This is a genomic window from Rhodospirillaceae bacterium, from assembly GCA_016712715.1.
In the GTDB taxonomy this organism is placed as follows: Bacteria; Pseudomonadota; Alphaproteobacteria; order Dongiales; family Dongiaceae; genus Dongia.
This window is the reverse complement of record JADJQM010000003.1, coordinates 709,215-732,654: the sequence shown is the minus strand read 5'-3', so window position 1 is coordinate 732,654 and position 23,440 is coordinate 709,215. Positions and strand designations below refer to the sequence as shown.

The following is a 23,440-nucleotide window of genomic DNA, read 5'->3' as shown; positions in this document are numbered from 1 at the left end:
TTCGCAGCGATCGGCGGCGCGAAGAGGGTTGGTGAATTGCAGGGTGGCGTCATGTCAACCTGTTGTTTTTGGCGACAAAACAAGTCTCGGCTCCGGTCCGTCTCAGGTCGGGAGCGACCTTGCCTTGCGCACATGCGCTGCCCGGGTAACCAGCCAGCCCCGAAATACAAGAGTCGGAGCATTTATGGTCGGTGGCCCGGGTTCACGACCGACCGCCGGTTTACGCCCCAGGCCAGCTATAGCAGCGGTTTGGGACCGACATCGGCGGTCGCGGAAAGTCACCATACTGGCGCGGGACCTGCAACACAACTGCAATTGCCCGGCGACAGGGGGCATTTGACGGCGCAGTGCGCGCCGCTTGCTTAAAATTCAGGCAATTTCAATATCTTGTTGCCTTTCAGCAGGTTACGAGATTATATTGTGAGAGATTCACGCAACGAACCGGCAACATGCGGAAGAGCCTCACTTTTATGTCGCTGCTGCGGGTCAGCTTCCTGCTGCTCGCGGGCCTGCTGGGGACCGCCCTGGGCTTGTCCGGCGGCGTGATTCCGGCTGCCTGGGCGAAGCCCGCGGTCACCGATGCCAAGCTCGGCGTCGAGCCGGACCTCACCCGCGTGGTGCTCGACCTCACCGCCGAGACCGGTTTCAAGGTCTTCGCGCTGGCCGATCCGTTCCGTGTCGTGATCGACCTCGACGAGGTGGAATGGCAGATTCCAGCCGGCCGCAAGCTGCAGGGTCGTGGCCTGGTAGCGGCCATGCGCTATGGCCTGTTCAAGGTCGGCACCTCGCGAATCGTGCTCGATCTCGCAGCGCCCGCCCAGGTTGCCCAGGTGACGCTGGTGGAAAAGACCGATTCGCTGCCGCGCCGCCTGCTCATCGACCTCAAGCCGACCGACGATGTGTCCTTCATGGGCCAGATCCGGCGCACCCTTTTTGCGTCTGACGGCACCGCGGCGCCGGCGACCATCGCGGCGCTGGTCCAGGAACAGCCCGTCGCCGAGGAAGAACAGGCGCCCAAGCCCGGCGATGCCGTGGCCGCCAAGGGTGGCGCCATCTCAGCCGATCCCGATCCGCTGGCCGCGACCGTTTCCGCCAAGAGCGGGACGGATGTCGGGGTTCCGGTGCCGGACGCTTCCGAACAGGCGATCCTGGTACCGACACTGAAGCCCAGCGACCAGAGCCTCAAGAAGCAGGTGCACAAGAAGCCGCTCATCGTCATCGATCCCGGCCATGGCGGCATCGACCCCGGCGCGATCGGCAACGGCACCATGGAAAAGACCATCACCCTGGCCGTGGCCAAGGCACTCAAAAAGGAATTGCTGGCGACCGGGCGCTTCCGCGTGGTGCTGACGCGCGACAAGGATGTCTATATCCCGTTGCGCGACCGCTTCAAGCTGGCGCGGGACGGCGAGGGGGATCTGTTCATCTCGCTCCATGCCGATTCCCATGCCAATTCAAAGACGCGCGGTGCCTCGGTCTATACGCTCTCCGAGACGGCATCGGATTCGGAAGCCGAGGCGCTCGCCGCCAAGGAAAACAAATCGGACGTCATCGCCGGCGTCGATCTCTCGAACGAGAGCAAGGTGGTGACCGGCATCCTCATCGACCTCGCCCAGCGCGAGACCACCAATCTGTCGGCGCGCTTTGCCAAGATGCTGGTGAAGTCGCTGAAGCGCGACACCCTTATGCTGGAGCAGAGCCATCGTTTCGCCGGCTTTGCCGTGCTGAAGGCACCGGACGTGCCCTCGATCCTCCTCGAGATGGGCTACATCTCCTCCGACGAGGATCAGCGCCTGCTCACCAGCAAGACCCACCAGAAGGGCCTCGCCAAGGCCATTTCGCGGGCGATCCAGACCTATTTCGACTGGCAGGACAGCATCAAGCGGACGTAAGGCTTGGGTAGGATCAGCGCGGCCGCATGAAAAATCTCCTGATCGATCTCTACGAAGGCGACAGCCGGCGGGCAGTGCGTTTCCGCTATGGCCTGCTGGTGTTCGATGTGGCGACGATCCTGTTCCTGGTCGGCTCCTCTTTCGTCCGCGACCGGCTGGCGCTGGAAATCGCCGATGCGGTGATCGGTGTCGGCATCGTCGCCGATTTCTCGGCGCGGCTGTGGATCAGCCGCCACCGGACCGCCGATCTCGTCAATCCGCTGGGTATCGCCGATATCATCGTGATCATCTCGCTGCTGGCGCCGATTCTGGGCGAGGGCCTTGCCTTCCTGCGCGTGGCGCGCATGCTGCGCCTGCTCCGGTCCTACCAGCTCCTCAAACGCCTGCGGCAGGACTTCGCCTTTTTCCGGCGGAACGAGCAGACGATTTCGGCGGCGATGAACCTTGCCGTATTCCTGTTCGTGATGACGGCCTTTGTCTATGAAACCCAGCATCTGGTGAACGACAAGGTCGCCAATTACGCCGATGCGCTCTATTTCACCGTGACGACGCTGACCACCACCGGTTTTGGCGACGTGACCCTGGTGGGGACCAGCGGCAAGATGATCTCGGTCCTGATCATGATCTTCGGCGTGTCGCTGTTCCTGCGCCTGGTGCAGGTCATCATCCGGCCCCACAAGGTGGTGCACAAATGCCCGCAATGCGGCCTGAAGCGCCATGACCATGACGCCGTCCACTGCAAGGCCTGCGGCCAGATCCTCAATATCGAGGATGAGGGGCTGGTCTGAGGCCGGGCCGGAACCAATTATCCCGTTGATTATTATAGCCAAGTGCCGGCCGGCGTTAGATGGGCCGGGCGGTGCGGGCCGGGATCGGCCGGAGCCGTAAAATTGCCTTGATCTTGCGGCATCCCTGGCTTACCCGAGGGCCGCCCGGAAGGCGGGTAGCCCGGAGGTCCGGGACGACAATATGGTCGGACTGGTGCTATATCCGGTGCAGCGGCCAGCTGGACCACCCAAGAATGCGACGAAAAGCCAAAGCATGACCCGATTGACGCGTATCCTCTCCTTCCTGGTCGGCATCGTCATGGTGCTGGCGACCATCGGCGCCATCGGTGCCTGGCTGGTCTATGAGCATTATTCGCAAGGGTTGCCAGACTACTACCAGCTGGCGGCCTATGATCCGCCCGTCACCACGCGCATCTATGCCGGCGACGGAAGGCTGCTCGCGGAATATGCGATCGAGAACCGGGTCTTCGTGCCGATCAAGGTCATCCCGAAGCGGGTCATCAACGCCTTCCTCGCGGCCGAGGACAAATCGTTCTACAGCCATGCCGGCATCGACATTCCGGGCCTCATCAACGCGGTCATCGTCAACCTCAAGAATTACGGCTCGGACAAGCGCCCGGTAGGTGCCTCGACCATCACGCAGCAGGTGACCAAGAACTTCCTGCTCACCAACGAGCGCTCGATCGACCGCAAGATCAAGGAAGCGATCCTGGCGCTCCGCATCGAGAAGGCGTTCTCAAAGGACCGCATCCTCGAGCTCTATCTCAACCAGATCTATCTGGGGCAGGGCAATTACGGCGTGGCCGCCGCAGCGCTCAACTATTTCAACAAGTCGCTCGATGAACTGACCGTGCCGGAGGCGGCCTATCTCGCGGCCCTTCCCAAGGCGCCCAACAACTACTCGATCACGAAATATCCGGAAGCGGCCAAGGAACGGCGCGACTGGGTGATCTCGCGCATGCTGGAAGACGGCCATATCACCGAGGCGGAAGCGGCGGAAGCCACCGCGGCGCCGCTGGTGCAGAAGGCCCGGAGCGGCGAGGAGCGGTTCGAGGCGGACTACTTCGCCGAGGAAGTGCGGCGCGAACTGGTGCAGCGCTTCGGCGAGGATGGGCTCTACAAGAAGGGCCTCACGGTGAAGGCCACGGTCGATCCGCGCCTCCAGGAGATCGCCGACCGGATCCTGCACAAGCATCTCGTCTCCTATGACCGCACCCAGGGCTATCGCGGGCCGCTCGGCCATACCGACAGCCTCGACGGCTGGCAGGCGTCGCTGGCCAAGCTCGGCGCCATTCCCTGGCTCTATGAATGGCAGCCGGCGATGGTGCTGGCGGTCGAGAAAGGCGAGGCCAAGATCGGCTTCATCGACGGCCATGAAGGGTTGATCAAGCTCGACGATCTCGCCTGGGCCAGGCGCCGGTCGCCGGAAGGCCGCCTGAGTGGTGCCGTCAAGAGTGCCGCCGACGTCTTCAAGGTGGGCGATGTCATCGCGGTCGAGGCCAAGGTCTCCGACAAGGACAAGCTCGACGATGTCGAAGAGCTCGACGTAAACGGCAACAAGGTCGAAAAGCAGCTGAAGGCGGAAGGCCTGCCGCTCTATCACCTGCGCCAGGTGCCGGAAATCTCCGGCGCGCTCATCGCCATGGATCCCCATACCGGCCGCGTCCTCGCCATGACCGGCGGCTGGTCCTACAAGCAGAGCGAGTTCAACCGGGCGACGCAGGCGATGCGCCAGCCGGGCTCATCCTTCAAGCCGATCGTCTATCTGGCGGCGCTTGAGGCGGGCTATACGCCCTCGACCATCATCCTCGATGCGCCCATTGCCATCGACCAGGGGCCGGGCCTGCCGCTGTGGCAGCCGGAGAATTACGAGAAGAATTTCAGAGGCCCGGCCACGATGCGCCAGGGCCTGCAGCATTCCAGGAACCTCATGACCATCCGCATGGCGCAGACCATCGGCATGGCCAAGGTCGCGGAAGTGGCCGAACGGATGGGCTCCGTCGACAAGCTGCAGCAGACGCTGGCGATGTCGCTGGGCGCGCAGGAAACGACGGCGCTGCGCATGGTCGGCGCCTATGCCGAGATCGTCAATGGCGGCAAGAAAGTGGTGCCGACCTTCATCGACCGCGTGCAGGATGCGCAGGGCTGGACGGTCTATCGTCATGACGAACGCAAATGCGATGGTTGCCAGGCATCGGCCTATGACGGCGCGCCGCCGCCGCAACTGCCCGACGAACGCGCGCAGGTGCTCGACCCCGCCAATGCCTATCAGATGGTCTCGATGCTGGAAGGCGTCGTGCAGCGCGGCACGGCAAGTGCCGTGAAAGCCGTCGGCAAGCCCTTGGCCGGCAAGACCGGCACCACCAATGACGGCCGCGACGTCTGGTTCGTGGGCTTTTCGCCGGATCTCGTGGCCGGTGTCTATCTCGGCTTCGACCAGCCGCGTTCCCTGGGGGCCAAGGCCACGGGTGGCCGCCTCTCGGCGCCGATCTTCCGCGATTTCATGATCGAGGCGCTGAAGGACGAACCGGCGACTCCGTTCCGTGTGCCGCCCGGCGTGCGCCTGGTGAAGGTCAACGAGGCCACTGGCGAGCGCTGGGTCGCGGGCGATGAGGGTCTGGCGATCTGGGAAGCGTTCAAACCTGGCACCGAACCCACCGGCCAGCAGCAGATCATCGAAGGCTATGCCAATTACGGGCAGGATGCGGGCTATGGCTCGGTCATCCCGACCGGCCCCTTTGGCCAGGGACAGGGCGACTATAACGACAGCGGCACGACGATCATCGATTCGACCGGGGTCTACCAGGATGGCGGCCAGCAGCAGCCGGCCTATGGCCAGCAACCGGTCTATGGGCAGCAGCCAACCTATGGGCAACAGCCGGTCTATCCGCAGCCGCAACCGCAATTCCCGACAGTGCAAGGCCAGGCGCCGGTCCTCATTCCGCCGCAGCCCCAGCCCCAGGGTCAGTTGCCGGGGGGGCAGTTGCCACAGGTTCAGGTTCCGCAGCCGGCCTATCCGGTCCAGCCGCAATATCCGGTGCAGCAGCCCCAGGCCCCGGTGCTGATCCCGCCGCCTGCCGGTGGCGGTGGGGATTCCGGGCTGTATTAGGAGTAAACGCCCCTCACCCCCACCCTCTCCCCGCAAGTGCGGGGCGAGGGAGCTGATGGCGCGCCCCAGAGTCCCTCGCCCCTCTGGGGAGAGGGGTTGGGGTGAGGGGCGGTGCCCCGCGGCGCTGGTGGTTGACGTCACCCGCCGCAATGGGCATGTTCCGGCCCGAATTCGACACTGAAGCAATCCAAAGGCCAAGAACATGCGCGCTGAGATCGAGGCGGCGGCGGGGGAGATCCGATCTTCCCTGGCCCTGCTGAGGAGGCATCTTTGACTGGGACAACGCCCTGCGTCGTCTCGACGAACTGAACGCCCTATCCGAAGATCCGACACTCTGGGACAAGCCTGAGAAGGCGCAGAAGGTGATGCGCGAGCGCACCCATCTGCAGAGTTCCATGGACGGCTACAAGGCGCTGGAGCGCGAGCTTGAGGATGCGCTGACGCTCGCGGAGCTCGGCGAGATGGAAGGCGACGAAGCCTCGGTCGACGAAGCCGAAAAGCTGATCAAGGAATTGAAGGCCAAGGCCGGGCAGCGCGAACTTGAAAGCCTGCTCTCGGGCGAAGCCGACCAGAACGATTGTTATCTCGAAGTCCATGCCGGGGCCGGCGGCACCGAGGCGCAGGACTGGGCGCAGATTCTCCTGCGCATGTACACGCGCTGGGCCGAACAGCATGGCTACAAGGTCGAGTGGCTGGAAGAAAGTGCCGGCGAAGAAGCGGGCCTGAAATCGGCGACCATCGAGATCAAGGGCCCCAATGCCTATGGCTGGCTGAAATCGGAAAGCGGCGTCCATCGGCTGGTGCGCATCTCGCCCTTCGATTCCAACGCGCGGCGGCATACGTCCTTCAGCTCGGTCTGGGTCTATCCGGTGATAGACGACAACATCAACATCGAGATCCTCGACAAGGATCTGCGGGTCGATACGTTCCGCGCCTCGGGTGCGGGCGGCCAGCACATCAACAAGACCGACAGCGCCATCCGCATCACCCACGAGCCCACGGGCATCGTGGTCTCGTGCCAGGCCGACCGGTCGCAGCACCGCAACCGCGCCATGGCGATGGATATGCTGAAAGCGCGGCTCTATGAGCGCGAACTCAGGATCCGTGAGGAAAAGGCGCAGGCCGTGGCCGATGCCAAGACCGATATCGGCTGGGGTCACCAGATCCGCTCCTATGTGCTGCAGCCCTATCAGATGATCAAGGACCTGCGCACGGGCGCCGAGACCAGCGACAGCCAGGGTGTGCTCGATGGCGACATCGATCTTTTCCTGTCGGCCTCGCTCGCGGCCAAGGTGCATGGGGGCGAGGAAGAGGAAGGCGCCAAGGCGTGAGTGCTGCCACCGTCATCGGCGTCAGCCTCGCGCGCGGGCACAATTTTTCCAAACAACCGGCCTTCGAGATCCGATTGCTGATGGGATTGGGTGTCGCGGGTGACGCCCATATGGGCGAGACGGTGCAACACCGCAGCCGCGTCGCCAAGGATCCCACCCAGCCCAATCTGCGGCAGGTGCATTTGCTGCAATCGGAACTCTTCGACGACGTGGCGGCCCGCGGCTTCACGGTGGCGCCCGCCGAGATGGGCGAGAATGTGACGACGCGCGGCATCGACCTCCTGGCCCTGCCGGAGGCCACACGCCTGCAATTGGGGGCGGAGGCGGTGGTCGAGATCACGGGGCTGCGCAATCCCTGCGTCCAGATCGACCGTTTCCAAAAGGGCCTCATGGAAGCCGTGCTCGACAAGGACGCGGCCGGCGCGCTCATCCGGAAGGCCGGTGTGATGGCGGTGGTCATCCAGGGTGGCGATGTCCGGCCGGGCGATGCCATTACCGTCACTTTGCCAAGTGGACCGCACCGCGCCCTGGCACCGGTCTGACTCCAAACAGCAAGATTTGCCAAGTCCCGGATTGTGATTTGCCGGAAGCTCTTCGGCCGTTCTAACCTCGGCGGATCATGCTTTTGACATCCTTGTGCAACACCTCGAACCTCGCCGCGAACCTCTACCGGTGCACCGCCGGTCCGGAGGACAGGCCGTTTGTCGAAGCGCATGAATCCTATTCGGTGGCTTTCGTGCGCCGCGGCAGTTTCGGCTATCTCAATCGCGGCCGGCATTTCGACATGGTGCCGGGTTCGATCCTCATCGGCCGGCCGGGTGACGAATATACCTGCACCCACGACCATCACGATGGCGGCGACGAGTGCCTCTGCTTCAAGCTGAAGCCCGAACTGGTCGAGACGTTGGGTGATGACGCCGAAAGCTGGCAGCGCGGCGCCGTAGCGCCGCGGGCCGAATTGATGGTGCTGGGTGCCCTGGCCGAGGCGGCCGCGGCCGGTGACAGCAACGTCGCCCTTGAAGAAGCGGGCCTGGCTCTGGTCGCCAAGGTCGTTTCGCTGGCAGCCGGCGACCGGCATGGCTTGGGCAAAATCCGTGCAAGGGATCGCCGCCGCATCGTGGCGGCCGCGCATTGGATCGAGGAACATGCCCAGGAGGAGATCGATCTGGCGGCCGCCGGGCGCGAGACCGGGCTCAGTGCATTCCATTTCCTGCGCCTCTTTGCCAAGGTCGTCGGCGTGACGCCGCATCAATATCTCATCCGTGCGCGCCTGCGCCAGGCGGCGCGGCTGCTGGCGGAAGACGACCAGCCCATCACCGATATCGCCTTCGAGATCGGCTTCGGTGACCTTTCCAATTTCGTGCGCACGTTCCACCGTGCCGCCGGCATGTCGCCGCGCGCCTTCCGCCGTCTTGCCCAAAGCGGCATGGGGCCCAAGAGCGCAAGATCCTCCAAGAAAGACTGGCCCGCGCGGCCTAGTTTCCCGACCTCAATCAAGGAGGTCACCATGTTCGATCATCTGGGTTTGCATGTGCGGGATGTCGCCGCCAGCGTCGCCTTCTACAAGGCGGTGATGGCGCCGCTCGGTGCCAAGGTCTGTTCGCAGGACGAGAGCGGCGCGGGGCTAGGCCCCGACGGCAACGCCGTGCTGTGGCTCTATGCGCATAAGGGTGCCAAGGGGCCCGGCACGCATGTGGCGTTTACGGCGCCCGATCGCAAAGCGGTGGAAAAGTTTCACGCGGCCGGCCTCAAGGCCGGGGGCGTGGATAACGGGCCGGCGGGGCTGCGCGCCGATTACAGCCCGACCTATTTCGCAGCCTTCCTCACCGATCCCGACGGCAATAATGTCGAAGCGGTCTATATGGGGAAATAGTTGACGTCTCGACCCTGGACTGCAGGATGGGTTCCCACCCATCCTGCAGGACGAGCATCATGCCGATCACCAAGGGTTACAAAGCTTTGCTGGCAGAGGCCAATGCAGCGATCACGGCAGTGGAGCCTTCGGCCGCCATCGCGCGTCAGCAAGATCCGGCGACGGTGTTCGTCGATCTCCGCGATCCGCGCGAGCTGGCGCGCGAAGGGAAGATCCCCGGCGCCTTCCATTGCCCACGCGGCATGCTGGAATTCTGGATCGATCCCGAGAGTCCCTATCACAAGCCGATCTTCGCCGAACCCAAGCGCTTCGTGTTCTATTGCGCCCGCCGCTGGCGCTCGGCGCTGGCGACCAAGACTGCCCAGGATATGGGGCTCGACCATGTGGCGCATCTCTCGGGCGGGTTCAGCGCCTGGAAGGCGGCGTCGGGGCCGGTGGAGACGGTTACGCCGTAGGCTGGTTGATCCGGTCCACCGTCATATCCGGCACGTTTGCCAGCAGGAAATCGATCACCGCGCGCACCGAGGGCAGCATGCCGCGGCGCGAGGTGAAGACCAGGTGGCGGATGCCGCGACCGCCATGCCAATCGGGCAGGATGTGCAGCAGATGACCCGTCGCCAGTTCCTGGCGGCAGGCTTCCTCCGGCAGGCAGGCGATGCCGATGCCGGCCACCGCCGCCTCGACCAGGATATTGAAATCGAGACAGGCGAGGCGCGGCTCATGCGCAAAGGCTTCCTCGATCCCATCCGGGCCGGCAAGAACCCATTGGCTATCGCCTGGCTCTTCGTCGTGGCCGAGCGTCGGGAAATTGCGCAGGTCATCGAGTGTCGCGGGCAAGCCGAAAGCTGCCACCAGATCGGGGCTGGCGACGATCAAATTAGCGCTGTAGCCGAAGGTCCGCATGGTGAGGTTGGCGTCGGTGTCGAGGCGGCGGCGGATGCGGAGCGCGATATCGACGCGCTCGCCGATGATGTCGACGCGGCGATTGGCAATGAGCAATTGCACGCGCAGTTTGGGATGCGCTTTCAGGAAACCGGGCAGCTTCTGGCTCAGCGCATGTGACAGACCCATCGGAATGCTGACGCGGACGAGGCCGCGCGGCTCGCCCTGGATGCGCGCCGCCACTTCATCGGCCGCCTCCGCTTCGGCGATCACCACCTGGCAGTGGCGATAAAATTCCTGGCCGAGCTCGGTGACCACGAAGCGCCGGGTCGAGCGTTCCAGCAGACGCACGCCAAGCTCGGCCTCCAGCCTGGTGACATGGCGGCTCAATTTTGACTTCGGGATGCCCATGGCCCGGGCGGCGGATGCGAAGCCCCGATGGCGCACGACGGCTTCGAAAAAGGCGAGGTCGTTGAGGTCGCGCATGATGTCCTCGGGCTTATTGTTCCAAATATAGAACAAGGCGTTGGAAAATAGCCAGCTTATCGCCGATTATCGCCATCCATACCTTCAATGCATCGGATCAATCGGCAAAGAAGGAAAATTTTCACATGAAGATTCTGCACATCGATTCCAGCATCCTGGGCGGCGCGTCGGTCAGCCGGCAGCTCTCGGCCGAAATCGCGGCCAGGCTCAAGGCGACGCATCCCGGTGCCGAGGTGACCTATCGCGATATCGGCGCCCATCCGCTGCCGCATCTCTCGGGCGCGGTGCTGGCCGCGGCGCAGGGCCCGCAGGAAGTGACTGGCGAGCTGGCCCAGGACCTGAAGACCGGCGGCGAGGTGCTGGCCGAATTCATGGCGGCGGATGCCATCGTCATCGGCGCGCCGATGTACAATTTCGGCGTCAGCAGCCAGTTGAAGGCCTGGATCGACCGCATCGCCGTCGCGGGGAAGACGTTCCGCTATACCGAAAAGGGGCCGGAGGGCCTCGCCGGCGCGAAGAAAGTGTTCCTTGCTTTGTCGCGCGGTGGTTTCTATGGTCCGGACTCCGGCATGAACGCCTTCGAGCACCAGGAAAGCCATCTGAAGGCGGTGTTCACCTTCCTCGGCATCCGCGAGATCACCTTCGTCGCGGCCGAAGGCCTCAACATCAGCGCTGACCAGAAGGCGGCCTCGCTCCAGAAGGCCGCCAGCGAAATCGCAGCCCTCGCGGCCTAGTTACCGGCCGCCCGGACCACGCCAGGGGCAATCCGGTCGCGGCCGAAAAGCGCGATGGGGTTGCCCTTGTAGGTCAGGCTGCCAAGGGCGCGGTAGCCGGCCTTCTCGGCCACCCGGCGCGAGGGGAGATTGTCGGGATCGATGAGGCAGACAGTGCGGGCGTCGGCAAAGAAGCGATCGCCCCAGCCGAGCGCCGCCAGGACCGCCTCGGTGGCGAAGCCCTTGCCCTGAAAGGCCGAGGCCAGCGCCCAGCCGATCTCCGGATGATGGCCGGTGAGCTCCAGATCCTGCGGGCGTCGAAATCGCGTTTGAAATCGGCGAAGCCCACTTCGCCGATGAAGCGGCCGCTGGCTTTTTCGAAGACGGCCCAGAAGCCATAGCCCAGCAGCTGCCAGTGCCCGATATAGCGCAATAGTCGTGCCCAGCTCTCCTCGCGCGAGAAGGCGCGGCCGCCGATATGGCGCGTCACCAGCGGGTCGGCCCACATCGCCGCCGCATCCTCGAAATCCCCGATTTTATGGCCCCGCAGCAAAAGGCGGGCGGTTTCCAGGACAGGTACCTCCAGCATCATCCATCACGCGAATCGTTGAGAGGCATTTGCGCCGACCCTTCTAGCCCATCTTCTGCAACCTGGGCGAGGTTGACGATCATCCTAACGAGATTATACGAATGTGAAATAACAAATTTCCCCTACATCAATTGCCTGGGAGTATACACGCCATGCCGTATGTCACAGGGAAGGCGGCGGAGATCTTCTACCAGCAGAGCGGATCCGGCCCCGATATCGTCTGGGTGGGCGGCGGCGGCACGCGCGGCGAAGACTGGCACCGCTTCCAGACGCCGCATTTCGACGCCGGTTTCCGCAGCACGGTCTTCGACAATCGCGGCATCGGCGACACACGCTGCACGGCCGCCATGCCCTGGACGATCGAGGATTTCGCCGGCGATGTGGCCGACCTCATCGAAGCTGTCTGCAACGGCCCCGTGGCCATCATCGGCACCTCGCTGGGGGCGGCCATTGCGCAGCAGGTCATGATCGACCATCCGCAGCTCCTCCGCGTCGCCGTGTTGATGGGGACCGGCGCCTGGAGCACCGGCTGGGGCTGGGACTATCAGGCGGCCGAGATCGAGTTCCGGAAAGCCGGCGGCCGCCTCGACGGCATGATGGGGGTGACCCATTACGCCGCCATGCTCTATCCGGCACGCGCCTTGGGCGACCGGGTGCTGTGGCCGAAACTGAAAAGCCTCATGCTGGAATGGATGGAGAGCGGCGCGAACGAGGAATCACTGGTGCCGCAATGGGATGCATCGTTGCGCTTCGACCAGCGTGAAGGCTTGCCGCAAGTGCGCGTGCCCTGCCACGTGCTGGGCTTCGCCGAGGATGTCCAGGCCCCGCCCCAGGATGGCGCCGAAGTGGCGGACCTCATTCCAGGTGCGAAGTTTCATCTTCTCGAGGGCATGGGCCACGGCTCCTGGTACGGCCACAAACATGATGAGATCAACAAGGTGATCGAGGGGATTGTGGGGGCGTATTAAACCAACCGCTCCGCCGGCAGCAGCACGGTGAAGGTCGAGCCGGCGCCGAGTTCGGAGGCGAGCTCGATGCGGCCACCGTGCATTTCCACCAGCGTGCGTGTGATCGAGAGGCCCAACCCGGTCCCGCCGAAGTTGCGCGTGTCGTCGTGGCGCCGGCTTGCTGGAAGGGGCGGAAGAGGCGCGGCAGATCCTCGGTCGGGATGCCGAGGCCGGTATCCCTGAAGATGAGGGCGAGGTGGTCGGCGCCGTTGCGGGTGAAGCGGATGTCGACATTGCCATCCCATTTATTGAACTTCACCGCGTTGGAGAGAAGGTTGAGGCAGATCTGCTTCATCGCCCGCCCATCGGCGCGGATCCTTGCGCCGGGCAGGTCGCTCGCATAAGCCAGCGTGATCTCGCGCTCCTCGGCGCGGGCTTCGAGCAGGTGGAGGCAGTCGCGCACGATGTCATCCACCTCGATCACATCGTCTTCCAGCGTGTGATAGCCGGCCTCGATGCGCGCCATGTCGAGCACATCGTCGATGATGGCGAGCAGCAGGCACCCGCTCTTGTGGATGTCGGCGGCATAGGCCTGATATCTGGGCGGGATGGGGCCGGCCAATTGGTTGCTGATCATTTCGGAGAAGCCCAGGATGGCGTTAAGGGGCGTGCGCAGCTCGTGGCTCATATTGGCAAGGAACTCGGATTTCGAGTTGGACGCCATCTGCGCCACGTCGCGCGCCTGGGCGAGATCGGTGGCGAGACGCTGCGCCTCGGCCAAGGCGGTCTGCTGGGTGCGGATCAGGATCAGATAATCGGTGAGCGTCGAATCGACGCTGAAATCGCGCATGGTGAGGCCGAGTTGCTTCATGTCGGCCAGCTCGCGCAGGCGCGGATTGCCGACGAACAGCAATTCACCGGCCTCGGGGAAGGCCATCACCTGGCCGCGCAGCAGCAGTTCCGGCTGACCGGGCCGGCGCCTTGCGCGCAGCAGGAACATGACACGGTGGCAATCGGCGAGTGTCGCAAAGCTCGGCCGCAGCACCGGACGCTCGATCTGGAAATGATCGAGCAGGTCCGCGCCATGCCTGAGGTCCGGCATGAGGCGGGCAAGGACCGGCGACACGGCGATGAAGCGGAGCGAAGAATCGAGGCGGAAATGGAACGGGAAGAGGGTGGCCAGAGCCGCCGCGTCGAGGCTGAGAACACTCACGCGGCTGCCCCGTTCGCCGGCACGCCGGATTGCTGCGAAAAGCGGACTTCGAAAATGTCGTGATCGTCGCCAGCCGCCTTGTCGGCCACCTGGCGGGCGCTGATGCTGAGCCGGAAATGCGCTTCCAACCCTTCGAGGAGGCCGATCACCATCGGGCTGAGGCCCTGGCGCGCGCTGAAGTAATGGAGCGTCAGGCGGTCTTCGCCGATATCGGTGACGCGAAAGGAAGGCGGTCGCAAGGCGGGAAAGATCAGGCCCACCTGGGCGTGCATGTTGTCGAGATTCTCGAGAAACTCGACCAGCGAATTGCCGGAGACTTCCAGGAGCTCGCCGTAGCCGCGCCTGGCGACGAAACGGGTCCAGTACGTGCCGAAGGCCTTGAGGAGGTCGGCGCCGGGTACCCGCAGCAGGTCGCTCGCCGCCTCGATGATGCGATAGGTCAAGGCGTCGGGGTATTCTTGCATGCCGACGAAATCATCGTCGACGATATGGGCCTTGTGGCGGATCTCGTCCCAGGCCGCGGCACCGAACTCGCCGGTGATCAGCTCCTTGGCGGCGATGTTGACGAGACCATACATGGGTATTCCTCGGTAAAGGTCCGTGCCATGACCCGGGAGCCCTTGATCCGGGCCATTCCCAGGGGTCGCGAAACTGTAGCGTGCTGCGCGCGACAGTCCACCGAGACGAAAGTCAGCTTGTTTGATTAAATTTTAGGCAGATCTCGTGGTGATGTCTAAATTGCGGGCACGCACCATGACGGATGAGCTAAATTCTTATTATGAATCAATAAATCCTATAATTGGCATGAAGGTTGCTCTCCTGGTGCTGCTTTGCAGCAAGAATAATTCGCGACAATCAGGAGAGGCGCATGCGCACCATTGGGGAAATCGGGGGCTGGAAAGCCGGACTGGGGAAGATCGGGATCGGGGGAGCCGCCGATATTGAACGGCCGGACCAACAAAGCGGTCGGGTTATGAATCGTGGCCGCGCCGTCGGGATCGGTCTTGCTGCCATGGCGACCACGCTGGCACCGGCCGCTGCCTTCGCGCAGGACGCCGTGCCGACCATGGACAAGGGTGACACCGTCTGGATGATGGTTGCCACCGCCTTGGTCCTGTTCATGCTGATGCCGGGCCTGGCGCTGTTCTATGGCGGTCTCGTCCGCAAGAACAACGTGCTCACCATCGTCATGCAGTCGGTCGCCTGCGCCTGTGTGCTCTCCGTGGTGTGGTTCATCCTCGGCTATTCCATCGCCTTCGGGCCCGGCAATGCCTATTTCGGCGATTTCAGCCGCATCTTCCTCTCCGGCATGGCCATCGACACGCTGGGCGGGCTCGGCACCATTCCGGAAAGCCTGTTTATGCTGTTCCAGATGACCTTCGCCATTATCACCCCGGCCCTGATCACCGGCGCCTTCGCCGACCGGATGAAGTTCTCCGCCATCGTGGTGTTCGTGATCCTGTGGTCGCTGCTGGTCTATTCGCCGCTCTGCCACATGGTCTGGGCGGGGACCGGCCTGATGTTCGGCTGGGGTGTCCTCGATTTCGCGGGTGGCACCGTGGTCCACATCGCCTCGGGCGTCTCGGGCCTCGTCATCGCCCTCATGATCGGCAAGCGCCGTGGCCACGGCAAGGTGCCGTTCACGCCGCATAACCTGGTCTACAGCGTGATCGGCGTCGGCTTCCTGTGGGTGGGCTGGTTCGGCTTCAATGCCGGCTCGGCCCTCGCTGCCAACTTCAACGCCGTCATGGCGATGGTGGTGACCCATATCGCCGCGGCCGCGGCCGGCTGCTCCTGGGTGGCGGTCGAATGGATCGTCCACAAGAAGCCGTCGATCCTCGGTGGTATCTCCGGCATCGTCGCGGGCCTGGTCGGCATCACGCCGGCCGCCGGCTTCGTCGATCCGACCGGTGCCCTCATCATCGGTCTTGCGGCCGGCGTGGTGTGCTTCTTCGCCTCGACCACGCTCAAGAACGCGCTGGGCTATGACGACGCCCTCGACGTGTTCGGCATCCACGGTGTCGGCGGTGCCTTGGGCGCGCTGCTGACCGGTGTCTTTGCCACCATGGCGATCAAGGGCGGCGATACGCCGGCCGGCTTGCTGGAAGGCAATTCGGCCCAGTTCGTCACCCAGGTCCAGGGTGTGGTGGTGTCGATCGTGTTCGTCGCCATTGGCACGGCCGTCATCTACAAGATCGTCGACCTCATCATCGGGTGTCGTGTGCCTGAGGATGCGGAACGCGATGGACTCGATCTCGCCCTTCATGGCGAGGCTGTCCAGTAACTCGTTTTCCCAGAGCGTAAAGACTGCACCGCCGCCGGAGAGGGACGCTCCGGCGGCGTTTTCTTTTTTGTAGGCCCCACTTGCGCCATCGACGGGCACCTATGCAGTGGGGGCGGGTGGTAAGGGCCTGTGGCTTGGGCTAGAGATGGCACCACCAGTCCCGCCACCGCCCAGAGTCCCTGATGACCGCCCGCCATATCGCCTTGCTGGTCTTCTCCCAGATCCTGTGGGGCGCCAATTTCGCCGTCGTCAAATGGGGCCTGGCCGACTGGCCGCCACTGTTCTTCGCCGCCTTGCGCATGATCGCGGTGGCGGCCCTCATCTGCCCCTTCGTCGGCCTGCCCAAGCGCGCCGATTGGAAGCCGGTCCTGACCCTGGGTTTCATCCTTGGCGTCGTGCATTTCGCCTGCATCTTCCATGGCATCTCGCGCGTTGACGCTGCCACCAGTTCGATCCTCATCCAGGTGCAGGTGCCGATCGCGGCCCTGGTCGCGGGTCTGCTGTTCGGCGACAGGATCGGCTGGCGGCGCTGGAGCGGCATGGCATTGGCCTTCGTCGGCATCGTCGTGCTGGTGGGACGGCCGGAATTTGCCGGCGGTTGGCTGGGCACCGGCTTCATCCTGATGGCGGCCCTCTCCTGGGTCGCCTCCAACCTCCTCATCAAGAAAATGGCCGAGAACATGGATGGCTGGCGCATCAACGCCTGGGGGCCTGGTCGCCGGGCCGGCCATGCTGGCGCTGTCCTTCGCCACCGAGGACGGGCAGCTTGCCGCCGTGTCGGCGGCCGGCCTTGCCGGTTGGGGCGCCATGGCCTATCAGGTGCTGATCGTCACCGCCCTCTGCTATGGGATCTGGTATGCGATGATGAGCCGCTATCCGGTGAGCCTGGTCATGCCCTTCACCTTGCTGGAGCCGATCTTCGGCGCCACCACGGCGGTGCTGCTGCTGGGCGAGGGCTGGGACTGGCGCATGGTCGCGGGTGCGCTGCTGACCATGGCCGGGCTTGCCATCATCATCATCCGGCGGCCGCAGGTCGTGACGCAGCCGGTTGGGCCGGGTGCATGAGGATGGCGCTTAGGGGACGAACATGAAGCCGCAACATCTCGCCCTCATGCTGCTGTGCCAGTTCCTGTGGGGCGTCAATTTCGTGGCGGCCAAGATCGGCCTCATGCATTTCGAGCCGCTGTTTTTCGTGGCGCTGCGCTTCAGCCTGGTGGCCTTGCTGCTGCTGCCCTTCGTCGGCCTGCCGAGGCGCAAGCTGCTGCAGCTCCTTGCTCTTTCCATGACGATGGGCGTCATGCATTTCTGCCTCATCTTCACCGGCATGCGCTATCTCGATGCCGCAACCAGCTCGATCGCGGTGCAGCTGCAGGTGCCGTTCGCGGCGATCCTTGCCGCCTTCTTCTTCAAGGAGACGCTGGGCTGGCGGCGCCTGACCGGCATGGTGGTGGCGTTCGCCGGCGTGGTGCTCATCGCCGGCGAGCCGCGCTTCGTCGGCAATCTGTGGCCGCTCCTCTCGGTGGTCGGTGCGGCCCTGGTCTGGGCCACGGCCAATGTGCAGGTGAAGGCGCTGGGCGACGAGTTCGATGCGGTGACGCTCAACGGTTATATCGCAATCCTTGCCGCACCGCAGCTGCTCGTGGTCTCCTACCTCATCGAGGGCAATCAATGGCCCATGGTGATGGATGTGAGCTGGCAGGGCTGGGCTGCGTTGCTGTTCCAATCGATCGTCGTCGCCATCTTCAGCTATTGGATCTGGTACAACATGATGCGGCGCTATCCGGTCAACCAGGTCATGCCCTTCACCCTGCTGCTGCCGATGATCGGCGTGCTCTCCGGTCACATCTTCCTCGATGAAGTGATTACCTGGCAGATGCTGCTGGGCGGGCTTGCGACCCTGGCCGGTGTCGCCATCGTCGTCATCCGCCGCCCGGCCGTGGTGGCGCCCTCGACCAAGACCGGTATCTGAGCATGCCCCCAACGTTGATCCAGGCACCCTCACCCAACCATGACAGCCGCGATGGGCAGGCGGTCGATATCCTGCTGCTGCATTACACGGGTATGCCGAGCGGCGAGATGGCGCTCAGCCGGCTGCGCGATCCGGCGGCGAAGGTGAGTGCGCATTATGTGGTCGAGGAAGATGGGCGCGTGTTCCATCTGGTGCCGGAGGATCGGCGCGCCTGGCATGCTGGCGTCTCGTCCTGGCTGGGGGCCGCCAACATCAACCAGCGCTCGATCGGCATCGAGATCGTCAATCCGGGCCATGAATTCGGCTATCGCGCCTTTCCGGCGGCGCAGATGACGGCGGTGCTGGAATTGTCGCTGGGCATCATCACGCGGCATCGCATTCCGGCAGCACGGGTGATCGGCCACAGCGACGTGGCGCCGCTGCGCAAGGAAGATCCGGGCGAATTGTTCGACTGGCAGGGACTGGCCGCTGCAGGTGTGGGTGTGTGGCCCAGCCCGAAGCCGGTGCAATGGTCGGATGACGCCTTCTTCGCGGCCCTCCAGCGCTATGGCTATGAGACCAGCGACCGTGCGGCCGCGACGCGCGCCTTCTGCCGCCATTTCCGGCAGGGCCGCTTGAGCGATGTGCCGGATGCGGAACTGGCGGCGATTCTCAACGGACTTCTGGGCAGGTGAATGATGGCGGCGCGTCGACCCGAGCTTTCCCCCGGTGACCCGATCAGCGCCATCGAGACGCCGGCGCTGATCGTCGATCTTGACGCATTCGAGGCCAACCTGCAGGCGATGGCGGAATTTGCCAAGGCGCGCGGCATGCGATTGCGCCCCCATGGCAAGACGCATAAGAGCGCCATCATCGGCAAAAGGCAGATGGCATTGGGCGCCGTCGGCCTCTGCTGCCAGAAGGTCAGCGAGGCCGAGGCACTGGTCGCGGGCGGGGTCACCGATGTGCTGGTCACCAATGAGGTGTTGGGCAGGACCCGGCTGGCGCGCCTTGCGGCGCTCACCGCGAAGGCGCGGATCGGCATCTGTGTCGACAGCGATCTTGGGCTTGCGCAGTTGATCGAGGCGGCCGCTGCGGCACCCAAGCCGATCGAGGCCTATGTCGAGCTTGATGTCGGCGCCGGGCGTTGCGGCGTCATCCGCATCGAGGATGCGGTGGCGCTGGTCGAGCAGATCAACAAAGCGGCCGGTCTGCGCTTTGGCGGCATCCACGCCTATCACGGCATGGCGCAGCATCTGCGCACGCCGCAGGAGCGCAAGGCGGCGATCGATTTTGCTGCCGGTCGGGCGACCGAGTTGGTGGCGGCCCTTGCAGCACGCGGCATCAAGGTGCCGGTGGTGACGGGGGCGGGCACGGGCAGCTTCCCGATCGAAGCCGCCAGCGGCGTCTACAACGAAATCCAGCCAGGCTCCTATGTGTTCATGGACCGGGACTATGCCGACAATATGTGGGACCCCAAGAGCCCACGCTTCCAGCACAGCCTGTTCGTGCTCACCGCCGTGATGAGCCGGCGCGCTGATTTTGCCGTGATCGATGCTGGCCTGAAGGCGCATTCGGTCGATTCCGGTTATCCGACCGTTTTCGGGCGACCGGACCTCAGCTTCGACTCACCGTCCGATGAGCATGGTGTGCTGCGGGGTGCGGCGCCGGCTCTGCCGGCGCTGGAGGAGAGGCTTCGGCTCGTCCCCGGCCATTGCGACCCCACGGTCAATCTCCATGACTGGATCATCGCCATTCGCGGCGACAGGGTGGCCGAAATCTGGCCGGTTGACGGACGTGGCGCGCTGACCTGATCCTGTGAGCCCCCCTGTGTGATGGGCGTCACTGCGTCGCCGGCCCTGCTTTGGCAGAGTGAGCAGAGGGTTTGTTTCGACCGGATCAGATTCGAGAGGGGACATCTCATGCACCGCAATCTGGCTACCGCACTTGCCGTTCTGAGCCTGCCCATTTCAGCCGGCATGGCGCTCGCTGATCCGGCCCCGGAAGGCACCGCCAAGACGCTCAATTTCAGCGTGGCGGTGAAAGAGCAGAGCAAAGGCGAATGGGCGAGTTCCGCCATTGCGCGCGTCTTGAACGCGCAATGCGTCCTCATCGCCGGGCCGGCCGTTCAGATCAGCTGGGATGGTCCGACGGCGGCACAGGAGGCAGCGACGGCGCAGGCGCAGGCCAATGGCCAGGCATTCGAGCAGAACTACGCCCCGAGCGAGGCAACGGTGGCGAACATGGAGGCCATGGTCGAAAAATGCGGTGAGGACGAGGCCTGCCTCATGGCCGCCGTGCAGCAGATGTCGCAGACCCAGGAAATCCAGGACATGGCTGCCAAGCAAGGTCAGGCCGCGGCCGATGTCGCCGGCCTCATGCCCGATCTCGGACCGGCGCGCTATCAGACCTGGTCGGCGCAGAATTGCAGCGGCACGCTCAGTGTCGATGATACCTATGTCGACAGCGATCCGGGCGGCGAAGGCGGCGTCGGCGCCTATACCGATACGACGACGGTGAAAGGCTCGGCACCGGTCGATCCGCAGGCGATTGTGTTCGAGGCGGAGACGGATTCGCTGGCCAACACCACGCGCTACCGCCTCGCCACCACTGCGATGGGTTCCTTTCCGGCAACGAGTTCGCTGAAGGGGGCGGGACAGCGGCAGGTTCAGTTGATGGGCTCCACCGCGTTGCCGCAGGTCATCGGTCCGATGCCGGGAAATTTCGGTGCGGACAAGAAGACGGTTTCGGGCGATATCGGCACGGTCACCTTGTCGCTGCAGGGACAATAGGGTCGCAAAAACGCATCGTTGCTTTTTGCCGCCGGGCCGCGCACAAGTGGGCATCCCACAGCTTGCCCACATGGAAATGATGACCGACGCGAAACTCGATCCGGCGCAGATTCTGGCCGATGCGACCATTCCGGAACTGCCCAACCATTACCGCGGCAAGGTGCGCGACAATTACGATCTGCCCGACGGGCGGCGCGTGATCATCGCCAGCGACCGCCTCTCGGCCTTTGACCGGATCCTCGCCGCCATTCCCTATAAGGGCCAGGTGCTGACGCAGACCGCGCGCTACTGGTTCGAGGCCACCAAGGACATCTGCCCCAACCATGTGCTGGATTATCCCGACCCCAATGTCGTGATCGGCCAGCGGCTCGACATCCTGCCGGTCGAGATCGTGGTGCGCGCCTATCTTGCCGGCACCACGGGGACGTCGATCCTCACCCTCTACAAGAAGGGCCTGCGCCGGATGTACGGCGTCACGCTGCCGGACGGCATGCGCGACAATGAGAAGCTGCCGCAGCCGATCATCACGCCGACCTCGAAGGCGTTCGATGGCGGCCATGACGAGCCACTGACGCCGGACGAGATCGTGGCGAAGAAACTGGTGACGGCCGAGCAATGGCAGACACTCGCCAAATATGAGCTGGCACTTTTTGCACGCGGGCAGGAGTTGGCCGCCAAGCACGGGCTGATCCTGGTCGATACCAAATACGAGTTCGAGTCGACAAGAGCGGCCGCATCATCCTTGCCGATGAGATCCATACGCCGGACAGCAGCCGCTACTGGCTGGCCTCAAGCTATCCGGAACGCTTCGCGTCAGGCACTCGGCCGGAGAGTTTCGACAAGGATTTCGTGCGCAGCTGGGTGTCGGCACGTTGCGATCCCTACAAGGATGCGATCCCCGAGATCCCGGCAGCACTCATCCTGGAGACGGCGGAAGTCTACATCCACGCCTATGAGACGATCACGGGCGAGGTGTTTCAGCGGCAGCCCGCGGGTGAACCGGTGCTGGCGCGCATCCGGCGGAACTTGCAGCCCTATTTTGCCAAGGCCTAGGTCTGCTGGGGTTGACTCCGCACGGGCAAACCCCTACCTCCTGCCCTCAGCCAGATGGCCGGATGACCGCTTTGGTCCCAGTGATGGGATCGGGGAGGAAAGTCCGGGCTCCACGGAAAAACGGTGCCGGATAACGTCCGGCGGGCGTCAAGCCTAGGGACAGTGCCACAGAGAGCAGACCGCCGTTCTTTCGAGAGCGGTAAGGGTGAAACGGTGCGGTAAGAGCGCACCGCGCTCCCGGCAACGGCGAGCGGCATGGCAAACCCCACCGGGAGCAAGACCAGATAGGAGGGCGCGTTCAGGGCAACCTGAACAGGTGTTTTCCGCACCGATCCTCGGGTAGGTCGCGTGAGGCGTTCGGTAACGAACGTCCCAGATGAATGGTCATCCATGGGCCGGACGCGCGTGAGTGATGGTGGTTCGCCACCATATCGTGCGCGGCTGCGGCCCAAGACAGAACCCGGCTTACAGGCCGTCTGGCGCTTTATTCCTTCGTCGGCCCGCTAACGCGGCTCGGCCCCTGCCGAAATCGCTTCGCGCAGCATCGACGCCTCCGGATCGCCGAGGTCGATGGCCTGCTGCAGATAGGCCAGCGCCAGATCGACATCCTTCTCGGAGCCGTGCCCGCGCACGGCCATGACGCCAAGCACGGTGGCTGCCTTGGCAAAGCCGCCATCGGCGGCAATCTGCAGCCAATGCCTGGCCTGGACCGGATCGGCCCTGACGCCCTTGCCGGTGTAATAGGCGATGCCGAGGTTGAAGGCGGCATCCGGGATGTTGAACGCGGCCGCGCGGTGGAAGCAGGGCACGGCCTTCTCGAAATCGACCGGCATCCCGTCACCCTCATAGAGGGCTGCGCCCAGCCGGAAGGCGGCGTCGCCACCCATTGTCGGCAGATCGGCGAGCACAGATTCAGGCGCGCCGTTGGGCCGGCCCATTTCGTTGTTCATCTGCCGCTGCTGCCATTGGAACGAGCGAAACTTGCCTTCGCCGACGACGTCCCAGCCATCCGTGACAATCAGATGGTCGATCAAATCCCGCGCGGCATCATCCTCATCGAAATCGATGCTGCGGATGCATTGATCGAGCCATTTCGTGGCCTCGACATGGTCCGGGGTGACGCCGCCCAATCCGCGCGCCAGGATCTCGCTGACGAGGCATTGCGCGCGGGTGTCGCCCTGATCCGCCAGGGGCAACAAATCCTTCAGGGCGGCGTCGTATCTTCCCTGGTCGTAGAGGGCGAAGCCATCGCGTGTTTCCGCGCTTTGCGCTGGCGGTGTTTCAACAACGGTCATGGGTTCGACCTCGCGCAAATTGATGATGTTTCCGCGGTTGCTGACGACGGCGGCGATGCAGATGAGCAGCAGGGCGCCAAGAATTTTCGGTCCCGGTCCGGATAGAAGCGGGATGATGTTGGGAAAGATCCGCGCGCGTTTGCGCGCATTCATGCCGGTCAACTTTTGGCGCCATCTGTCCATGCTGTCCCCCCTCGACCATCAGTGCTGCGTTTCAGCATGCATTGGAAGCTGTCGAAACAAAT

18 protein-coding genes, 1 other RNA gene and 5 pseudogenes are annotated in these 23,440 nt (G+C 64.0%); 19 read left to right on the top strand and 5 right to left on the bottom strand.

Annotated features, from left to right (window positions below; translation table 11 throughout):
* Positions 1-449 precede the first annotated feature (449 nt).
* From IPK59_21145 to IPK59_21110, 8 genes and pseudogenes are all read left to right on the top strand, one after another.
* A complete protein-coding gene (locus IPK59_21145; protein ID MBK8161149.1) occupies positions 450-1,892 on the top strand; it encodes an N-acetylmuramoyl-L-alanine amidase in 1,443 nt (480 codons plus the stop codon).
* Between the two features lie 26 nt (positions 1,893-1,918).
* The gene (locus IPK59_21140; GenBank protein MBK8161148.1) at positions 1,919-2,680 is read left to right on the top strand and encodes an ion transporter; all 762 of its coding nucleotides are present in this window, start codon (positions 1,919-1,921) and stop codon (positions 2,678-2,680) included.
* 253 nt (positions 2,681-2,933) lie between these two features.
* A pseudogene (locus IPK59_21135) lies at positions 2,934-5,321 on the top strand (penicillin-binding protein 1A).
* Between the two features lie 670 nt (positions 5,322-5,991).
* Positions 5,992-7,120, top strand: a protein-coding gene (gene prfB, locus IPK59_21130; protein MBK8161147.1) for a peptide chain release factor 2 whose coding sequence is annotated in 2 segments (ribosomal slippage) — positions 5,992-6,060 and positions 6,062-7,120 — 1,128 coding nt in all. Because the reading frame shifts where the segments join, the coding sequence is not laid out codon by codon here.
* Positions 7,117-7,662, top strand: coding sequence for an MOSC domain-containing protein (locus tag IPK59_21125; GenBank protein MBK8161146.1), 546 nt, complete (start codon positions 7,117-7,119; stop codon positions 7,660-7,662). The genes prfB and IPK59_21125 overlap by 4 nt, the downstream gene beginning before the upstream one ends.
* 77 nt (positions 7,663-7,739) lie before the next feature.
* A pseudogene (locus IPK59_21120) lies at positions 7,740-8,599 on the top strand (helix-turn-helix transcriptional regulator).
* Positions 8,600-8,627: 28 nt separating this feature from the next.
* Positions 8,628-8,993 (top strand): VOC family protein, encoded by a 366-nt coding sequence (locus IPK59_21115; protein ID MBK8161145.1) that lies wholly within the window; start codon positions 8,628-8,630, stop codon positions 8,991-8,993.
* A gap of 59 nt (positions 8,994-9,052) precedes the next feature.
* Entirely contained in the window at positions 9,053-9,448 is a 396-nt protein-coding gene (locus tag IPK59_21110; protein MBK8161144.1) for a rhodanese-like domain-containing protein, read from the top strand.
* Here IPK59_21110 and IPK59_21105 read toward each other — a convergent pair.
* Positions 9,438-10,361, bottom strand: a complete 924-nt coding sequence (locus tag IPK59_21105; GenBank protein ID MBK8161143.1) for a LysR family transcriptional regulator — start codon at positions 10,359-10,361, stop codon at positions 9,438-9,440. The genes IPK59_21110 and IPK59_21105 overlap by 11 nt on opposite strands.
* A gap of 125 nt (positions 10,362-10,486) precedes the next feature.
* On the opposite strand from IPK59_21105, the gene IPK59_21100 reads away from it, so the two are divergent.
* Entirely contained in the window at positions 10,487-11,095 is a 609-nt protein-coding gene (locus IPK59_21100) for an FMN-dependent NADH-azoreductase (GenBank protein MBK8161142.1), read from the top strand.
* Here IPK59_21100 and IPK59_21095 read toward each other — a convergent pair.
* Positions 11,092-11,663: pseudogene (locus tag IPK59_21095) on the bottom strand (GNAT family N-acetyltransferase). The gene IPK59_21100 and the pseudogene IPK59_21095 sit on opposite strands and share 4 nt — an antisense overlap.
* A gap of 152 nt (positions 11,664-11,815) precedes the next feature.
* Here IPK59_21095 and IPK59_21090 point away from each other — a divergent pair.
* Positions 11,816-12,631, top strand: a complete 816-nt coding sequence (locus IPK59_21090) for an alpha/beta hydrolase (protein ID MBK8161141.1) — start codon at positions 11,816-11,818, stop codon at positions 12,629-12,631.
* Here IPK59_21090 and IPK59_21085 read toward each other — a convergent pair.
* Positions 12,594-13,823 (bottom strand): hypothetical protein, encoded by a 1,230-nt coding sequence (locus tag IPK59_21085; protein ID MBK8161140.1) that lies wholly within the window; start codon positions 13,821-13,823, stop codon positions 12,594-12,596. The genes IPK59_21090 and IPK59_21085 overlap by 38 nt on opposite strands.
* The gene (locus IPK59_21080) at positions 13,820-14,401 is read right to left on the bottom strand and encodes a heme NO-binding domain-containing protein (protein ID MBK8161139.1); all 582 of its coding nucleotides are present in this window, start codon (positions 14,399-14,401) and stop codon (positions 13,820-13,822) included. Before IPK59_21080 ends, IPK59_21085 begins: the two co-directional genes overlap by 4 nt.
* Before the next feature lie 395 nt (positions 14,402-14,796).
* Here IPK59_21080 and IPK59_21075 point away from each other — a divergent pair, with 395 nt between their 5' ends.
* From IPK59_21075 to rnpB, 9 genes and pseudogenes are all read left to right on the top strand, one after another.
* Positions 14,797-16,107, top strand: a complete 1,311-nt coding sequence (locus tag IPK59_21075) for an ammonium transporter (protein ID MBK8161138.1) — start codon at positions 14,797-14,799, stop codon at positions 16,105-16,107.
* 182 nt (positions 16,108-16,289) lie between these two features.
* Positions 16,290-16,682: pseudogene (locus tag IPK59_21070) on the top strand (DMT family transporter).
* Positions 16,683-16,791: 109 nt separating this feature from the next.
* The gene (locus tag IPK59_21065) at positions 16,792-17,172 is read left to right on the top strand and encodes an EamA family transporter (protein MBK8161137.1); all 381 of its coding nucleotides are present in this window, start codon (positions 16,792-16,794) and stop codon (positions 17,170-17,172) included.
* 22 nt (positions 17,173-17,194) lie between these two features.
* The gene (locus IPK59_21060) at positions 17,195-18,076 is read left to right on the top strand and encodes an EamA family transporter (protein MBK8161136.1); all 882 of its coding nucleotides are present in this window, start codon (positions 17,195-17,197) and stop codon (positions 18,074-18,076) included.
* Between the two features lie 2 nt (positions 18,077-18,078).
* Positions 18,079-18,750: an N-acetylmuramoyl-L-alanine amidase gene (locus IPK59_21055; GenBank protein MBK8161135.1), complete on the top strand. Its 672-nt coding sequence runs from the start codon at positions 18,079-18,081 to the stop codon at positions 18,748-18,750.
* A gap of 3 nt (positions 18,751-18,753) precedes the next feature.
* The gene (locus IPK59_21050) at positions 18,754-19,869 is read left to right on the top strand and encodes a DSD1 family PLP-dependent enzyme (GenBank protein ID MBK8161134.1); all 1,116 of its coding nucleotides are present in this window, start codon (positions 18,754-18,756) and stop codon (positions 19,867-19,869) included.
* 108 nt (positions 19,870-19,977) lie between these two features.
* On the top strand, positions 19,978-20,847 hold the full coding sequence (locus IPK59_21045) for a hypothetical protein (protein MBK8161133.1): 870 nt from the start codon (positions 19,978-19,980) through the stop codon (positions 20,845-20,847).
* A gap of 76 nt (positions 20,848-20,923) precedes the next feature.
* A pseudogene (locus IPK59_21040) lies at positions 20,924-21,900 on the top strand (phosphoribosylaminoimidazolesuccinocarboxamide synthase).
* Between the two features lie 50 nt (positions 21,901-21,950).
* Positions 21,951-22,384: RNase P RNA component class A (gene rnpB / locus IPK59_21035), an RNA gene on the top strand.
* 19 nt (positions 22,385-22,403) lie between these two features.
* Here the strand turns inward: rnpB and IPK59_21030 are convergent.
* The gene (locus tag IPK59_21030) at positions 22,404-23,378 is read right to left on the bottom strand and encodes a sel1 repeat family protein (protein MBK8161132.1); all 975 of its coding nucleotides are present in this window, start codon (positions 23,376-23,378) and stop codon (positions 22,404-22,406) included.
* Between the last annotated feature and the right edge of the window lie 62 nt (positions 23,379-23,440).

Excerpts from the sequence above, each read along its gene's own strand:
- IPK59_21145 (MBK8161149.1), top strand. The coding sequence starts at position 450 with ATGCGGAAGAGCCTCACTTTTATGTCGCTGCTGCGGGTCAGCTTCCTG.
- IPK59_21140 (MBK8161148.1), top strand. The coding sequence starts at position 1,919 with ATGAAAAATCTCCTGATCGATCTCTACGAAGGCGACAGCCGGCGGGCA.
- IPK59_21115 (MBK8161145.1), top strand. The coding sequence starts at position 8,628 with ATGTTCGATCATCTGGGTTTGCATGTGCGGGATGTCGCCGCCAGCGTC.
- IPK59_21110 (MBK8161144.1), top strand. The coding sequence starts at position 9,053 with ATGCCGATCACCAAGGGTTACAAAGCTTTGCTGGCAGAGGCCAATGCA.
- IPK59_21105 (MBK8161143.1), bottom strand. The coding sequence starts at position 10,361 with ATGCGCGACCTCAACGACCTCGCCTTTTTCGAAGCCGTCGTGCGCCAT.
- IPK59_21100 (MBK8161142.1), top strand. The coding sequence starts at position 10,487 with ATGAAGATTCTGCACATCGATTCCAGCATCCTGGGCGGCGCGTCGGTC.
- IPK59_21090 (MBK8161141.1), top strand. The coding sequence starts at position 11,816 with ATGCCGTATGTCACAGGGAAGGCGGCGGAGATCTTCTACCAGCAGAGC.
- IPK59_21080 (MBK8161139.1), bottom strand. The coding sequence starts at position 14,401 with ATGTATGGTCTCGTCAACATCGCCGCCAAGGAGCTGATCACCGGCGAG.
- IPK59_21075 (MBK8161138.1), top strand. The coding sequence starts at position 14,797 with ATGAATCGTGGCCGCGCCGTCGGGATCGGTCTTGCTGCCATGGCGACC.
- IPK59_21065 (MBK8161137.1), top strand. The coding sequence starts at position 16,792 with ATGGCTGGCGCATCAACGCCTGGGGGCCTGGTCGCCGGGCCGGCCATG.
- IPK59_21060 (MBK8161136.1), top strand. The coding sequence starts at position 17,195 with ATGAAGCCGCAACATCTCGCCCTCATGCTGCTGTGCCAGTTCCTGTGG.
- IPK59_21055 (MBK8161135.1), top strand. The coding sequence starts at position 18,079 with ATGCCCCCAACGTTGATCCAGGCACCCTCACCCAACCATGACAGCCGC.
- IPK59_21050 (MBK8161134.1), top strand. The coding sequence starts at position 18,754 with ATGGCGGCGCGTCGACCCGAGCTTTCCCCCGGTGACCCGATCAGCGCC.
- IPK59_21045 (MBK8161133.1), top strand. The coding sequence starts at position 19,978 with ATGCACCGCAATCTGGCTACCGCACTTGCCGTTCTGAGCCTGCCCATT.
- IPK59_21030 (MBK8161132.1), bottom strand. The coding sequence starts at position 23,378 with ATGGACAGATGGCGCCAAAAGTTGACCGGCATGAATGCGCGCAAACGC.